The organism is Amycolatopsis sp. NPDC023774 (assembly GCF_040639695.1).
Lineage (GTDB): Bacteria > Actinomycetota > Actinomycetes > Mycobacteriales > Pseudonocardiaceae > Amycolatopsis.
Genome location: NZ_JBFAAJ010000001.1, coordinates 661,683 through 676,735 on the forward strand (window position 1 = coordinate 661,683; position 15,053 = coordinate 676,735).

Here is a 15,053-nt window from a genome sequence, read left to right on the forward strand (position 1 = left end):
TGGGGTTTCGGCGCGAACCAATCCCAGCCTGGCGGTGGGGATCGAAGTGGTCGACGACGGTAGTTGTGCCGTCGTGATGTGTCGCATGTGGTCGGTGCGTCCCGAGGAGTGGACGCGTGTGGCGGAGACATCAGTGTGATCCACGCGGCGGCGTTCCGCGCGAAACGTTCGAGGCCGCGACGGCGAAAAGGGTGGGTGCGGGTCCGGCGCCGCGTGCGCGGGTGAAGCCGTAGGGTGACCGCACCCGCCCGCAGCCTGACCAGGAGTGGTTGTTGACCCGCACCGTCGCACCGTCGCTCGTGAGGACGTTGCCCGTTCTGGCCATTGTGGTCTGTCACGACGGCGAAGAGTGGCTGCCGCTCGCGCTTTCTTCCTTGCGGCGCAGCACGGTCCGGCCGCGCCACGTGCTCGCGGTCGACACCGGGTCCACGGACCTGACCGCGAAGCTGCTCGCCGAGGCGGCCGAGCCGGGCGGGGTCGCGGCGGGCCCCGATTCACAGCCGGTGCTGTCGGGCGTCATCACTCTTTCGAGTGAAACTGGCTTCGCTGCGGCGATCGCGGCCGCCGTGGCGCACGCGGTGGAACGGTGGGGTGACCCGGGCGCGTGGCTGTGGCTGCTGCACGACGACTGCGCGCCCGAACCCGACTGCCTCGAGCAGCTCCTGCAGGCTGCCGAAGCGGCGCCGTCGGCGAAGGTGCTCGGGCCGCTCGGGCTCGACTGGGCCGAGCCGCGCCTGATCGTGGAGGCGGGGCTGTCCACGGACGCGTCCGGGCACCGCCAGCAGATGGCCGCACCCGGCGACGAGCCCGGCGAGGTGCTCGCCGTGCCGAGCGCGGGATCGTTGGTGCAGCGCGAACTCTGGGACGACCTCGGCGGCTTCGACGAGGACTTCTCGTTGCTGCGCGAGGATCTCGACTTCGGCTGGCGCGCCAACGCCGCCGGCGCGCTCGTGCTCTCGGTGCCCGCCGCCCGCGTCCGTCACGCGCGCGCGCTCTCGACCGGCCGGCGCACACCCGACGCGGCGGCCCGCTCGCTCGCCGCCGTGAACCGCGCGCACGGGCTGCGCGTGTTCCTCGTGAACTGCTCGCCGTTCTCGTTCTGGTTCGGCCTCGTCCGGCTGCCCGTGCTCCTGCTGCTGCGCGCGTTCGTCTTCTTCGTGCTGAGGCGCACGACGGAAGCCCGAGCTGAACTCGCCGCGCTCGCCTATCTCACCAGTGGCCGCGGGAAACTCCGGGCAGCGCGGGCGAAACGGCGGGAATCGCCGCGCCCCGGCACGGTGCGCGGGTTGTTCGTGGGCCGATACACGCGGCTGCGCAACGCCCTGCGCGCCGGCGTTGTCGGGCTCGTGCGCCGTGGTGTGGAGAGCGACGTCGCGCTCGGCACGGTTCCCGAAGACCTCGCCGAGGAGCCGGCCTGGATCGCGCCGGAGGCGCTCGGCGCCGTGGACCGGCGGCCCGTCGGACCCGAAGCGTTGCCCGCAGGAGCCTTGCGCGGCTTGAGTTCCCGTGGTTCGGGGTTGCGCCGGCCGGGCACGGTCGTGGCCGTCGCCGTGCCGCCGGAACACGACACAGCACCGGAACGCGAGGAAACTCGGGAAGACATCGTCGCCGAGCCCGACGACGGCCCGAAGCCCTCACCCACACCGCGCCCGGCGCCGGCCCGTGAACCCGGACTCGTCTTCGTCGAGGTGAACCGCCGCCGCGTGCTGGGCGCGACGATCTTCGCCCCGCCCGTGGTCCTCGTCGTCCTGCTGACGGCGCTGGCATTCGTGGTCAACCGCAGCCGCCTCGGTCTGGACCTCTCCGGCGGCGGGCTGCTGCCCGTCGGCGGCCTCGGCGAACTCTGGTCCACCTACCTGGCGCCGTGGCACGCGGTCGCGGGCGGCACCGGGTCGCCCGCCCCCGCGACGCTGCCCGTGCTCGGCACCATCGGCGCGATCTTCGCGCCCGTGGGCGGCCCGCCCGCGCTCGTGGCGATCCTGCTCATCGGCGACATCCCGCTCGCCGCGCTGAGCGCGTACGCGGCCACGCGCAAGCTGCCCGTGCGCCGCTGGGTGCGCGCGGTCGTCGCGGCGACGTACGCCCTGCTGCCCGCCGCCACCGCGTCGGTCGCGCAAGGTCGCCTCGACGTCGTGGTGGTCCACCTCATGCTGCCGTTGGTCGTCGCGGGAATCGTGCGGCTGCTGACGCGCCCGGGCACGCGCTGGCTGCACGTTTCCGCGCTGTCGGCGTTCGGTGTCGCGGTGCTCGGCGCGTTCTCACCGCTCGCGCACGCCCTCGCTCTCGTGGGCCTGCTGCTCGGGTTCGTGGTCCTCCCCGCGCCGACAGGCCTCGCGCGCCGCGCCGCGTCGGTCGGGATCGTGGTGATCCTGCCGCTCGTGCTGCTCCTGCCGTGGCCGACGGTGCTGCTCAAGCACCCCGAACTGCTCCTGCACGGCCTCGGCGGTCCCGCCGCGCCCGCGTCCGGCGCCGACCTGGCCGGGCTGACGCCGGGCAGCCCCGGGGCGTGGCCCATCGGCGTCGCGGTGCCGGCGGCCACGCTCGTCGCACTCGTGGTCCGGCCGACGAAGCAGGTGGCCGGCGGTCTCGCGCTCGCCGTGCTCGGCGTCGTCGCGGTGGTGCTCGTGCGGCAGGTTCCGGTGCCGCCGATGCAGGGCGGCCCCGCCGCCACCGGCTACACGGGCGTGCCGCTGCTGGTCGTCGGCGCCGGGCTGTTGTGGGCGGTCCTCGCGACCTGGCAACGCGGCGGCTCGGCGGGCGTGCCCGCGCCGTGGCTGCCGAAGGTCGCCGGTGCCGCGGGGGTGCTGGTGCTGATCGCGTTGGGCGCCGGCGCCGTCGGCGCCGGGCACAACGGGCCGCTCACCGCCCAGCCGCGCCCCGCCCTCGCTCCGGAGGTGGCCGCCGACATCTCCGGCAGCGGTCGCGCGGTCCTCGACCTGGGCCGGCTCACCCGGCAGACCGGCGGACGGCTCGCCCGCTTCGGCGACGACCAGCTCGCCCCGACCCCGGGCACGCCCGACCGGCTTGAGAACTGGCGCCGCGACCTGCTCACTGGTGACGCCAATGCGGTCAAATCAGCCGTCGCGGCCGCCGCGGTCTCCGGTGTCGAGTACGTGATCCTCCCGCCCGGCGGCAATCCGCAGGCCCTCGTCTCGCTGGCCGGCGACCTGGTCACCTCGGCGGCCCCGATGTCCGACGGCCGGCCCGTGGTCCGGCTCCTGCCGAAGGCCGGCGAAGTCACGCTGATCTCCCCGGAGCTGGCCAAGGCGGCCGTCACGGGCGGCGGCGCGCCTGGCGCGTCACCCGGGGTCTCGCCCGTGGACGCGCGGCTGCCCGACGTCCGCGTGCGCGCCTCCGACGGCCCGACCGGCCGGCTGCTGGTGCTGGCCGCCGAGCAGGAGGCCGGCTGGCAGGCGAGCGTGAACGGCAAGGCCGTGCCGATCGTGCCCGCCTGGGGTCACCAGGTGGCGGTGTCGATCCCGCCGCAGTCATCGGAGGTTTCGCTGGCGTTCCCGGGCACCGAGCGCGGGCTGCTGCTGCTCGCCCAGCTCGCCGCGGTGCTGTTCACGGCGCTCACCGCGGTGCCCTCACGGCTGCGCCCCTGACCACCCCAATGCGGCATTGGGTGCGTTGAGCGCACCGAACGCCACATTGGGGCGCAGCGGAGCCACCGAACCAGCGCGCGAAGCGGTTATCCGACGGCAGAACCCGGCCACCTCCGACGGGCACCAGCCCAAATCGACTCAGTCGCCCTCGATCACGTCCGGTTCGACGCCGAGGTAGCCCGCAACCTGCTCCACCAGCACGTCGTGCACGAGTTCCGCCAGCTCACCCGGGTCCTTGGCCCGCGCCTCGAGCGGCCGCCGGTAGAGCACGATGCGCGCCCGCGTGGGCAGCCCCGCGCGGTCGACCCCGGCCGGGACCAGGCGCGACAGGGGAACGGAGCCGTCGTGGAGCACGCCGTCGGCCGGCGCTCGGCCGTCCGGGCGCACCTCGGGCACCTCGTCCACCGCCACGTCGAGCTTGGTCAGCTCGTGGCGCCAGCGCGCTTCGATGGGTTCCAGCGCGTCGAGCACGAGCGCGTCGAACTTCTCCGCCCGGCTCGCGGCGGCGGGCAGGGACGCGGGGTAGAGCGCTCCGCGCAGGCCCCGGCCGTGCCGGTCCCTCCGCATTCGCTGCCGCTGTCGGTAATCACGAGCCGTCGCCACCGCGCAAGTCTATGCGGTCGCGAAGGTCACGCGCGTGTCGCCGGGGCCCCCTTGCGGCGACGCGCTATCGTTCTGGATCGTGCGGAGCGTACGGAAATGTTCGCGAACGGGTTGTCCAGAGCCCGCTGTCGCCACGCTCACGTATGCGTACAGCGATTCCACCGCCGTCGTCGGTCCCCTCGCCACTGCCTCTGAGCCGCATTCGTACGACCTGTGCGAGGCCCACGCGCTGCGGCTGACCGTGCCGAAGGGCTGGGAAGTCGTGCGCCACGAGGGCACGTTCGCCACTCCGGAGCAGTCGGCCGACGAGCTGACCGCGCTGGCCGAGGCCGTCCGCGAGGCGGGCCGCTCGGACCGGCCGGCGCCGCCGCCCGAGCCGGACGGCCCGTCCGGCAGGCGCGGCCACCTCCGCGTGCTCCCCGGGCGCGCCTGAGCCCTGCTCCCGCCGGTAGGCTTTCCGCGCGGCGCGACCGGCGCCGCGACGAGAACTGACGGCGGGGAGACGGCGTGCCAGATCTTTCGGGCATCGTAAAGGCCTACGACATTCGCGGCGTGGTCGGCGAGCAGCTCGACGCGTCACTGGTACGCGACTTCGGCGCCGCGTTCGCGCTGCTCATCAAGGCCGAGTCGCCCTCGGTGGTGATCGGCCACGACATGCGTGACTCGTCCCCGCAGCTGTCGGCGGCGTTCGCCGAAGGCGTGACCTCGCAGGGCCTCGACGTCGTGTCGATCGGCCTGTGCAGCACCGACGAGCTGTACTTCGCCTCCGGCTCGCTGAACATGCCGGGCGCGATGTTCACCGCCAGCCACAACCCCGCGAAGTACAACGGCATCAAGATGTGCCGCGCCGGCGCCAGCCCCGTCGGGCAGGACACCGGCCTGTCGGAGATCCGCGACACCGTCGAGCAGGGCGTGCCCGCGTTCGAGGGCAAGCCCGGCAGCGTGAGCGAGCGCGACGTGCTGGGCGACTACGCCGGCTACCTGCGCAACCTCGTCGACCTCACGCACTCGCGGCCGCTGAAGATCGTGGTCGACGCCGGCAACGGCATGGGCGGCCACACCGTGCCCACCGTGTTCGCCGGCCTGCCGATCGAGGTCGTGCCGATGTACTTCGAGCTCGACGGCACGTTCCCGAACCACGAGGCCAACCCGCTGGACCCGGCCAACATCGTCGACCTGCAGGCCAAGGTCCGCGAGGTCGGCGCCGACGCCGGCGTGGCCTTCGACGGCGACGCCGACCGCTGCTTCGTGGTCGACGAGCGCGGCGAGCCCGTGTCGCCGAGCGCGATCACGGCGCTGGTCGCCGTCCGCGAGCTGGCCAAGGAGCCGGGCGGCACGGTCATCCACAACCTGATCACGTCGAAGGGTGTGCCGGAGATCGTCGCCGAGCACGGCGGCAAGCCCGTGCGCACGCGCGTGGGCCACTCGTTCATCAAGGCGGAGATGGCCCGCACCGGCGCCATCTTCGGCGGCGAGCACTCCGCGCACTACTACTTCCGCGACTTCTGGCGCGCCGACACCGGCATGCTGGCGGCCCTGCACGTGCTCGCGGCGCTGGGCGAGCAGGACGGTCCGCTGTCCGCGCTCACGCAGGACTTTTCGCGCTACGCGGCCTCGGGCGAGATCAACTCGACCGTGACCGACCAGGTCGCGCGCATGCTCGCCGTGAAGGACGCGTACGCGGACAAGTCGGGCGTCCAGATCGACGAGCTCGACGGCCTGACCGTGCAGCTCCCGGGCGGCGCGTGGTTCAACTTGCGCCCGTCGAACACCGAGCCGCTGCTGCGGCTCAACGTGGAGGCCGCCGACCGCGCCGCCGTCGAGGCGCTGACCGACGATGTACTGGCAATTGTCCGGGGCTGAGCAAGCCACGCTGATGGCGACCGACCGAGGCGAACTGTGTCCGGAAGGTGCCGTAACGACCCACCTACGCGTGGTATGGAGGAACCATGGCCATCACGCTTGACGCCCAGCTGCTCGAGATCCTCGCGTGCCCGTCGCCGGATCACGCACCGCTGCGTCCGGGCACACCGGACGACGCGGATGCCGAAGCACTGACCTGTACCGAGTGCGGCCGGATGTACCCGGTCCGTGACGGGATCCCAGTGCTGCTTCTCGACGAAGCGGTACTCAGCGGTGACCACACTCCCGGTGAGCCGGATGACAGCCATGCCGACAGTGCTTGACGATTCGCTGCTCGACGACCCCGCGCGCCTGGCCGAGGCGGACAGCGCGGGGCTGCTGCGTGCCGCCGCCATGGCCGGGGCGCAGGTTCGGGCGACTGCCGAGGCCGCGGCCGAGCTGGAGCTGAGCGACCGTCTCGACCTGGGACGCCCGCGTTCGCTGGTCCTCCTCGACCGGCCCGGCGTCAGCCGCACGCTCACGCGGCTGCTGGCGGCGCTGCTCGCGCCGGCGTGCCCGGTGCCGGTGGTCGTGGCCGAGATCGTGCCGCCGTGGATCGGCGCGCTCGACGTCGTGTTCGCACACACCGACGACGCGGGTGACCGCGAGTTGGCCGCGTCGCTGGAGCGCGCGGCCCGGTTCGGCGCGACCGTGGTGCTCTCCGCTCCGGCGGAGGGTCCCGTCGCCGCTTCGGTGGCCGGCAAGGGCGTGCTGCTCGCGCCGCGCATCCCGGTGCCGCCGGAGCTCGCGTTCCCGCGCGGGCTCGCCGCCGGGCTGCTCACGGCCAACGCGCTGGGCCTGCTGGTGGCCGACGTGCAGGCCCTGGCCGACCAGCTCGACCTCGAAGCCGAGAAGGACTACCTCGCGCGCGAGTCGTTCGCGAACCCGGCCAAGGCGCTCGCGTTGCGCGTCGCCGACCGCGTGCCGCTGCTGTGGGGTCTCGATCCCGTGGCGGTGGCCGTCGCGGAGCACGCGGCGCACGCTTTCGCGGCTCACTCGGGCGTGGTGTGCGACGCGGAGGACTTCCGGCAAGCGCTTGCGCGGCCCGCGCTTCGCAGAGTTGCGCAATCGGGCGGCCAAGAGCGTGACATCTTCGCCGATCCGGACGACTCACCCGGTGGAACCGCCACGCGGGTGCTGTTGCTCTCGGTGCGGACCGGGCCCGCAGCCGAGGCGGCCCGCTTCCAGGCGGAGGAGTTCCTCCCGGACGCGGACGTGATCGCGCCCGCGGAGGAATTCGAAGCGGACGAGATCGTCCGGGCCGCGGTGCTTGCGCTGCGGTTCGAGCTCGCCGCGGTGTACCTCGGGCTCGCGGCGGGCAGCATCGGTGGCGCCGGGAGGTACGAGCCGGCCACCGCCTGACGGCTCACGGGATCAGGGGGAGGAAGTGCGGACGGGCGCCGTGGGGACGGCACCGCCCGCACGACATCGGCTCCGGCCGGTGGGAAGGATTGGGAGTTGAGGTGACAGTGGAGCTGTTGCGCAACGCCGTACGGCCCTACGCCTGGGGATCGCGCACCGCGATCCCGCAGCTGCAGGGACGTCCGGTGCCGGCGCCGCACCCCGAGGCAGAGCTGTGGATGGGTGCCCACCCGGGCGACCCGTCGCGCGTGCTCGGGCCGGACGGCACCGAACGGAGCCTCCTGGAACTCGTCAACGCCGATCCGGTCGGCCAGCTCGGCGAACGCTGTGCGAAGCGCTGGGGCGGCCGCCTGCCGTTCCTGCTGAAGATCCTGGCGGCCGAGGAGCCGCTGTCGATGCAGGCGCACCCGTCGGCCGCGCAGGCCGCCGAGGGGCACGAGCGCGAGGAGCGCCTCGGCATCCCGCGCGACGCGCCCAACCGCAACTACCCGGACCCGACGGCGAAACCCGAGCTCGTCTGCGCGCTCACGGAGTTCCACGCACTGGCCGGCTTCCGCGATCCGCAGCGCACGGTGAAGCTGCTCAAGGCCATCGAGACGCCAGGGCTGGCGAAGTACACCGGGCTGCTCGAAGCGCAGCCGGACCCGGCAGGGCTGCGCGCGCTGTTCACCACGTGGATCACGCTGCCGCAGGCCTCGCTCGACGAGCTGCTGCCCGAGGTCCTCGACGCGTGCGTGCGCCACGTCGCCGACCACGGCGAGTTCGGCGTGGAGTGCCGGACGATCCTGGAACTGGGCGAAGCGCACCCCCGTGACGCCGGCGTGCTGGCCGCGCTGCTGCTCAACCGGCTGACGCTGCGGGCGGGCGAGGCGATCTACCTGCCGGCCGGCAACCTGCACCTCTATCTGTCCGGCACGGCCGTGGAGATCCTGGCCAACTCGGACAACATCCTGCGCTGTGGCCTCACGCCCAAGCACGTGGACGTGCCCGAGCTGCTGCGTGTGGTCGACTTCGCGTGCGGTGAGATGCCGGTGCAGCAAGGGGAATGTGCCGGCCGGCGCATGGCCGTGTACCACACGGACGCGCCGGAGTTCGAGCTCTCGCGCGTGCAGTGGGAGCCCGGCGACGACACCGAGCTCGTGGTCGACTGCACCGGCCCGCAGATCCTGCTCTGCACGGAAGGCGACCTGCTCGTGACGGCCGACGACGGGGAGCAGATCGAGCTGCTGCGCGGCCAGTCGGTGTGGCTGCCCGCGGCCGACCCCGCCGTCTCGGTCCGCCCGCTCGCGGGCCGGCCGGCCCAGCTGTTCCGGGCCACCGCCGGGACCTGCGAAGACTGACTTACGACGGTTTGTGAAGGACCCTCGAGGGACTCCGGTTCCCGCGAAGTGCCCTTCACCGTCTGCAGGGTTCGAGCGCAGAACGTTCACCTGGCCGAAGCGGTGGCGCGGTGATCGGTCCTCTAGGCTCCCGATCGGGCATTTCGGGAATCCATTGCGCAACAGGCAGGGGAGCACGCCGTGTCAGCAGGTGGCGGTACCAAGGCGATCATCGCGGCGCTCGCGGCCAACGCCGGGATCGCGGTGGCGAAGTTCGTCGGGTTCCTGGTCACAGGCTCGTCGTCGATGCTGGCGGAGTCGGTGCACTCCCTGGCCGACACGTCCAACCAGGGTCTGCTGCTGCTCGGGCAGAAGACGTCGCGCCGGCGTGCCACGAAGGCACACCCCTTCGGTTTCGGTCGGGAGCGGTACTTCTACTCGTTCATCGTCGCGCTGATGCTGTTCACGCTCGGCTCGGCGTTCGCGCTGTACGAGGGCATCCACAAGATCATCGAGCCCGAGCCGCTCGAATCGCCGATCGTGGCCGTGATCATCCTGCTGGTGGCGACCTGCTTGGAGGGCTACAGCTTCTACACCGCCATCGGCGAGTCGCGCAAGATCAAGGGCAACGCCGGTTGGTGGCGGTTCATCCGCCAGGCCAAGGAACCCGAGCTGCCCGTCGTGCTGCTGGAGGACACCGGCGCGCTCATCGGCCTCGTGTTCGCGCTGCTCGGCGTCGGCCTGTCCACGCTCACCGGCGACCCGGTGTGGGACGGCATCGGTACCGTGATGATCGGCCTGTTGCTGGGCGTGATCGCGGTGATCCTCATCGTCGAGATGAAAAGCCTGCTCATCGGCGAGGGCGCGACGGACACCGACCTCGCGACGATCGTCGACGAACTGGCGGCCGGCAAGGTCGAGCGCGTGATCCACATCCGCACGCAGTACCTCGGCCCGGACGAGCTGCTCGTGGCTGCCAAGCTCGCGCTGGTGCCCGGCCTCGACACGTCCGAGGTCGCCCTGGCCATCGACGACGCCGAGGCCCGCGTGCGTGCGAAGCTCCCCGTCGTGTCGCTGATCTACCTCGAACCGGATCTCGACCGCAACGTGCGGTGATCACCGTCCACCGCGCCGTCTGCGGAATGCCGCGTTAGGGTGATTCACCCCGTTTTCACGCAGGTCGTCCCGAGGAGGTCACGGTGCCCGGGCAGGGTTTGTGGCGCACGAAGTCGATCGAGCAGTCCATCGCGGACACCGACGAGCCCGAGACCAAGCTCCGAAGAAACCTGGGCGCTTGGGATCTGACCGTGTTCGGCGTCGCGGTCGTCATCGGCGCGGGCATCTTCACGCTCACCGCGCGTACGGCGGGTGACTTCTCCGGCCCGTCGGTGTCGGTCGCGTTCGTGTGCGCCGCGATCGCGTGCGCGCTGGCGGCGCTGTGTTACGCCGAGTTCGCCTCGACCGTGCCGGTCGCGGGTAGCGCGTACACGTTCTCCTACGCCACGTTCGGCGAGTTCATGGCGTGGATCATCGGCTGGGACCTGATCCTGGAGCTGGCCGTCGGCGCCGCCGCCGTGTCGAAGGGCTGGTCGGTCTACCTCGAGACCGTGCTCGGCTACCTCTTCGGCAAGGGCGCCAAGACCACGATCGACCTCGGCTGGGTCACCATCGACTGGGGCGCGCTCGTGGTCGTGGTCGTGCTGACGACACTGCTGGCCATCGGCACGAAGCTGTCTTCGCGGTTCTCCATGGTGATCACGGGCATCAAGGTCGCCGTGGTGTTGTTCGTGATCATCCTCGGCATCTTCTACATCAAGGGCGCGAACTACACGCCGTTCATCCCCGAGGGCAAGCCCGGCGCCCCCGGTGACAGTGGTGTGGAGCAGTCGCTGTTCTCGGTGATCGCCGGTGGCGGCAGCAGCTCGTTCGGTGTCTTCGGCCTGCTGGCCGGTGCGTCGCTGGTGTTCTTCGCGTTCATCGGGTTCGACATCGTGGCGACCACCGCCGAGGAGACGCGCAACCCGCAGAAGTCCGTGCCGCGCGGCATCTTCGGCTCGCTGGCCATCGTCACGGTGCTGTACGTGGCGGTGTCGCTCGTCGTCGTCGGCATGGTCCCCTACACCGATCTGGCCACCTCGGCCGGCGACGGCAGCCACAAGACGCTTGCGACGGCCTTCTCCGTCAACGGCGTGGACTGGGCCGCGAACGTCATCTCCGTCGGCGCGCTGGCGGGCCTCACGACCGTGGTGATGGTGTTGATGCTCGGCCAGGTGCGGATCATCTTCGCGATGTCGCGTGACGGCCTCATGCCACGCGGGCTGGCCAAGACCGGCAGCCACGGCACCCCGAAGCGCGCGACGCTGCTCGTCGGCGGCCTGGTGGCCGTGGCGGCCACGTTCTTCCCGGCCGACAAGCTCGAGGAGATGGTGAACGTCGGCACGCTGTTCGCGTTCATCCTCGTTTCGGCGGGTGTGCTGGTGCTGCGCCGGACGCGACCGGACCTGCCCCGCGCGTTCCGCGTGCCGGCGGTGCCGCTGATCCCCATCTTGGCGATCCTCGCGTGCCTGTGGCTGATGCTGAACCTGACGGTGCTGACCTGGCTGCGGTTCGTGGTCTGGATGGTCGTCGGGGTCGTCCTCTACTTCGTCTACAGCCGGCGCCGCTCGCTGCTCGGCAAGCGGATCGCCTCGGGTGAGGAACCGGCCGGGAAGTCCGCTTCGCCGGAGTCTCCGGCGTCTTCGGAGGACTGAACCACTGCTCGCAACGGCCCGCCGTCCGACCCGGGACGGCGGGCCGTTTTGCGCCACTGACCTGCGAGTTTACCGGAGTGCGAGAAGGTTGCGTGATGTGGCCGAGTTGTCATCTAAATCAGAATGATCACGAAAAGGCAACGTCGACGTCTCGGTTTGGATCGCGACTCGAACGCAGGGTGAGCGAGTGAGCCGTTTGCGATACCGTCCGCCTCGGCTTCCCTCTGACGGGTTAATCACTCGTGTGTGATTCATACGGTAAGTGGTTTGGATCCTCACTGGGAGTGCGCTGATCTTCGCTGTATACCCCCCGTTCGGTACAGGAGTTCTCTGAATGCCCACCATCACCAGACGACCCCTTCGCGCAGGTCTGACAGTCGCTGCCGCCACCGGCTTGGCGCTGCTGGGCACTGCCACCTCCGCGCTGGCGTGCCACTCCGACGACACCCGCGCGAACCCGGTCGACCGGAACGTCACGACCTGCGCCGGCGCGCACCTGCCGGGCACGTTGGTGACGCAGGAGGACGCCGCGTCGGTCTTCACCTTCACCGGTGGCACCACCAAGGACAAGTACCTCAACATCACGAAGGTCGCCGACGGTGTCACCGTCGAGGCCGTCGTCGTCAAGGGCGGCGACGGGTACAACGTCTACGAGCCCGGCAAGCGCGAGCTCGCGACCACCCCGCCGTGGGAGAAGCTCCGCTCGCCGCTGAACGGTGGTGGCCAGCAGGCGACGATCAGCCATTGGTTCGCCTGTATCGGCAAGGCGGCGCAGCCGACTGAGACGACGCAGCCGACCAAGCCGTCGGAGACGCCGACCACGCAGCCGACCGAGACCGAGACCCCCTCGGCCCCGGCCACGTCGCCGGCCGAGACCGTCGCGCCGACCAGCACCTCGGCCGTTGTCGCCGCCCCGGCAGGCAACGAGACCGGTGGCACCGGCGGCCAGCTCGCCAACACGGGCTTCGACAACGCGTGGCTGATCTACATCGCCGCGGCGCTGCTCGTCGTCGGTGGTGGCCTGCTCGCGCTGCTGAAGTTCCGCCGCCGCAGCGCCAACTGATCTGCTTTTCGGGTTCCTGAAACCGGAGAGGAGCCGCACCCGTTTGCCCACGGGTGTGGCTCCCCTCCGGTCTTTTTGTTACCGCACAAGGATTTCACCGCGGGCGAGGCAGGTCGCCGAACAGCGCGCCTTGTTCGCCGAGCAGCCGCGAGCGTCCGCTCGGGCGGCCGAGGCCCGCGGCCATCGCCACCGCCTGGTCCCATTCGGCGTCGGCCAGGTACTCGGTGTGCTTGAGCACGCCCGCGGCCCAGCGGTGGCGGGCGTCGGGGGCGAGCAGCGGGTCGGGCAGCCAGTGGTCGCCGCCGAGCACGAGTACGCCGGACTCCTCGGGCGTGGCTTCGAGTGGGCCGGAGCCGCCTTCAGGCAGGTACCCGTCGCCGATGAAGTGGCGGCCGGACACGTTGTGCCGCCAGGTCGTGACGCCGCCGCCGAAGATGTCCGTGCCTCGGCACAGCGCGCGCCAGCGGCCGTCGAGGTCGCCGAACAGTGTCGCGAGCGCATCCTGCGGAAGCACCGCGGGGAACGCGCGCTGGTAACCCCACTGCAGGGGCGACCCCGCGGTGAGCAGGCCGACGCGGTCGCGTTCGTCGGGGGTCAGCTCCGTGAACAGGCGCGCGGCGGTGAGCACGGTGAGCAGGCTGCCGAGGTTCTGCCCGGACAGGACCACGCGAGTGCCCGGTTCGGTGAGGTGTTCCTTGACGCGTTCGGCCAGCTCGGGCACCACTTTCAGCGCGTAACACGGCGGCACGGTCGGGTGCGCCGCGCGCGGCCAGAACGACACGAGATCCGACAGCGCGCCGAGGTGGCGGTTGCGTTCCGGCGTGCGCGCGGCGGAGTAGACCACCCGCAGCAGGCCCGCCGCGAAACCGCCGAGCGCGAACACGCCGACAGCCGACACCGGCGTGAACCACGAGGGCCGCAGGCCGAAGCCGAAGCGCACGACCAGCAACGTGAGCCCGGCGACGCCGAGCCCGATGGTCACGATCATCGCCAGCTGGTGCAGGTGCCGGCGTTCCCACGCCGAGCGCGCCCACGCGCGGGCCGCGGCCTTCTCCTGCTTCGCGTCGAGCTGCACCAGCTCGACCAGCGCCGGGATCCCGCGGCGCCGCCGGCGCAGCGGCACCGCGACCGCGTAGCCGGCCACGGCGAGCACCGCGATCAACGCGAGCCCGGCGCCCCACAGCACGGTGATCAGCTCGTAGGTGTCGGGCAGCCGCAGCCCGCCCGTGCCCAGCAGCCGGCGGACGGCGATCCCCAGCCCGGCGCCGAAGCCGCCGCCGAGCAGGCCCGCGAGCGCGACCACGGGCGCCGCCGCCCAGCCACCGAGCCACGGGCGCAGCCGCTTCGGCCGCGTCTTCCAGGTCACCCGCGCGAGCAGCGCCATCGGCACGAGGGCCAGCGCGAACAGGATGGTGATCGCGAGCAGTGCCGCGCCGAGTCCTTCGACCGTGCCGTCGGTGCCGCGCAGGCCGCCGCGCGCGGGCAGCGGAGCGGCGAGCACGGCCGCGAAAATCACGAGCGCCGCCGCGAAGGTCATCAGCGTGCGCCGGGCGATGCGTCCGGGGTCGCTCCCGATCGCCGCGCCGACGATCACCGCGACCACCAGTCCGAGCACGCAGATCCAGCCGATCAGCCGGGGCACCTCGTCGGGCACGTGGAACGGGCCGCCGAGCAGCAGCAGTGCGACGCAGGCCAGGGCCGCGACCGTGTGCGTCGCGGACATCCCGGGCGCCTCCGGGTCGGCCAGCAACTGCAGGGGAGAGCCTCGCCGGGCGCGGGGTTCAGGAGCGTGGACCTGCCAGTTCGACGACGAGATCCGGTGCAGCAGGACCACCACCGCGAACAACACGGCGACGCCGATCGTCAGCCGGGCCGGGTCCGAGCGCAGCCACGAGGGCGCCCACGGCAGGCAGCCGCTGCCCGGCGCGAGGCACTGGGTGGCGAACAGATCGAGCACGGTCGCGGCGACCTGCCCGATCAGCAGCATCGTGAGCAGCACGGCGACCACGCGCAGCAGCCCGCGGCACAGCCCGCCGAGCCACCGGGCGCGGTGCACCGGCGGCAGCATCCAGAACGCGACGTTGGCCAGCGAGAACGGGAACAGCAGCGCCCACGTGGCCTTGGCGGCGCCGCCCGAGGTCATGCGGCTCCACAGGTATCCTTCGAGCGTGCGCGGGATGGACCGGCCCAGCGCGGGCACCATCGGGCCGGGGGCCGGACGCCGCAGCCGGTCCGCCGGGCGCACGACTCTGCCGATCCCGTCGCCGGCGACGTCGACGGTGGACACGGCGTCCAGCAGCGTCTCGCCGCTCGTGCCCGCTAGCCCGGCCACCCTGAGCTCGACGATGCGGGTGTCGGGGCCGGGCAGCGGGGCGGGCACGGTAAGGGTCTCCTAAGCCGGTCGGGGGGACGTCAAGCCGACAACGGTACTGTTCAGATGCCATCAATC

The 15,053-nt window shown here is 71.9% G+C and carries 11 protein-coding genes; 9 read left to right on the plus strand and 2 right to left on the minus strand.

Annotated features, from left to right (window positions below):
• The first annotated feature begins 272 nt into the window (after positions 1-272).
• A complete protein-coding gene (locus tag AB0F91_RS03345) occupies positions 273-3,605 on the plus strand; it encodes a glycosyltransferase family 2 protein (protein ID WP_360594327.1) in 3,333 nt (1,110 codons plus the stop codon).
• A gap of 138 nt (positions 3,606-3,743) precedes the next feature.
• Here AB0F91_RS03345 and AB0F91_RS03350 read toward each other — a convergent pair whose 3' ends face one another.
• Entirely contained in the window at positions 3,744-4,172 is a 429-nt protein-coding gene (locus tag AB0F91_RS03350) for a metallopeptidase family protein (protein ID WP_326565985.1), read from the minus strand.
• Positions 4,173-4,287: 115 nt separating this feature from the next.
• On the opposite strand from AB0F91_RS03350, the gene AB0F91_RS03355 reads away from it, so the two are divergent.
• The 8 genes from AB0F91_RS03355 to AB0F91_RS03390 all read left to right on the plus strand — a co-directional run bounded on the left by AB0F91_RS03355 (position 4,288) and on the right by AB0F91_RS03390 (position 12,604).
• Positions 4,288-4,641, plus strand: coding sequence for a DUF3499 domain-containing protein (locus AB0F91_RS03355; RefSeq protein ID WP_360594329.1), 354 nt, complete (start codon positions 4,288-4,290; stop codon positions 4,639-4,641).
• Positions 4,642-4,715: 74 nt separating this feature from the next.
• Positions 4,716-6,071 carry a phosphomannomutase/phosphoglucomutase gene (locus AB0F91_RS03360; RefSeq protein ID WP_360594331.1) on the plus strand — a complete coding sequence of 452 codons (1,356 nt, stop codon included), beginning with the start codon at positions 4,716-4,718 and terminating at the stop codon, positions 6,069-6,071.
• Between the two features lie 86 nt (positions 6,072-6,157).
• Positions 6,158-6,394 carry a Trm112 family protein gene (locus AB0F91_RS03365; RefSeq protein ID WP_360594333.1) on the plus strand — a complete coding sequence of 79 codons (237 nt, stop codon included), beginning with the start codon at positions 6,158-6,160 and terminating at the stop codon, positions 6,392-6,394.
• Entirely contained in the window at positions 6,378-7,472 is a 1,095-nt protein-coding gene (locus AB0F91_RS03370) for a hypothetical protein (protein ID WP_360594335.1), read from the plus strand. The genes AB0F91_RS03365 and AB0F91_RS03370 overlap by 17 nt, the downstream gene beginning before the upstream one ends.
• 107 nt (positions 7,473-7,579) lie before the next feature.
• Positions 7,580-8,812: a mannose-6-phosphate isomerase, class I gene (gene manA / locus AB0F91_RS03375; RefSeq protein ID WP_360595132.1), complete on the plus strand. Its 1,233-nt coding sequence runs from the start codon at positions 7,580-7,582 to the stop codon at positions 8,810-8,812.
• 180 nt (positions 8,813-8,992) lie between these two features.
• Positions 8,993-9,907 (plus strand): cation diffusion facilitator family transporter, encoded by a 915-nt coding sequence (locus AB0F91_RS03380; protein ID WP_360594337.1) that lies wholly within the window; start codon positions 8,993-8,995, stop codon positions 9,905-9,907.
• 83 nt (positions 9,908-9,990) lie between these two features.
• Complete coding sequence (locus tag AB0F91_RS03385; RefSeq protein ID WP_360594339.1) at positions 9,991-11,541, plus strand: amino acid permease; 1,551 nt, start codon at positions 9,991-9,993, stop codon at positions 11,539-11,541.
• A 334-nt stretch (positions 11,542-11,875) separates the two neighbouring features.
• Positions 11,876-12,604, plus strand: a complete 729-nt coding sequence (locus AB0F91_RS03390; RefSeq protein WP_360594341.1) for an LPXTG cell wall anchor domain-containing protein — start codon at positions 11,876-11,878, stop codon at positions 12,602-12,604.
• Positions 12,605-12,698: 94 nt separating this feature from the next.
• Here the strand turns inward: AB0F91_RS03390 and AB0F91_RS03395 are convergent, their stop codons facing one another.
• A complete protein-coding gene (locus AB0F91_RS03395; protein WP_360595133.1) occupies positions 12,699-14,972 on the minus strand; it encodes a hypothetical protein in 2,274 nt (757 codons plus the stop codon).
• Positions 14,973-15,053 lie beyond the last annotated feature (81 nt).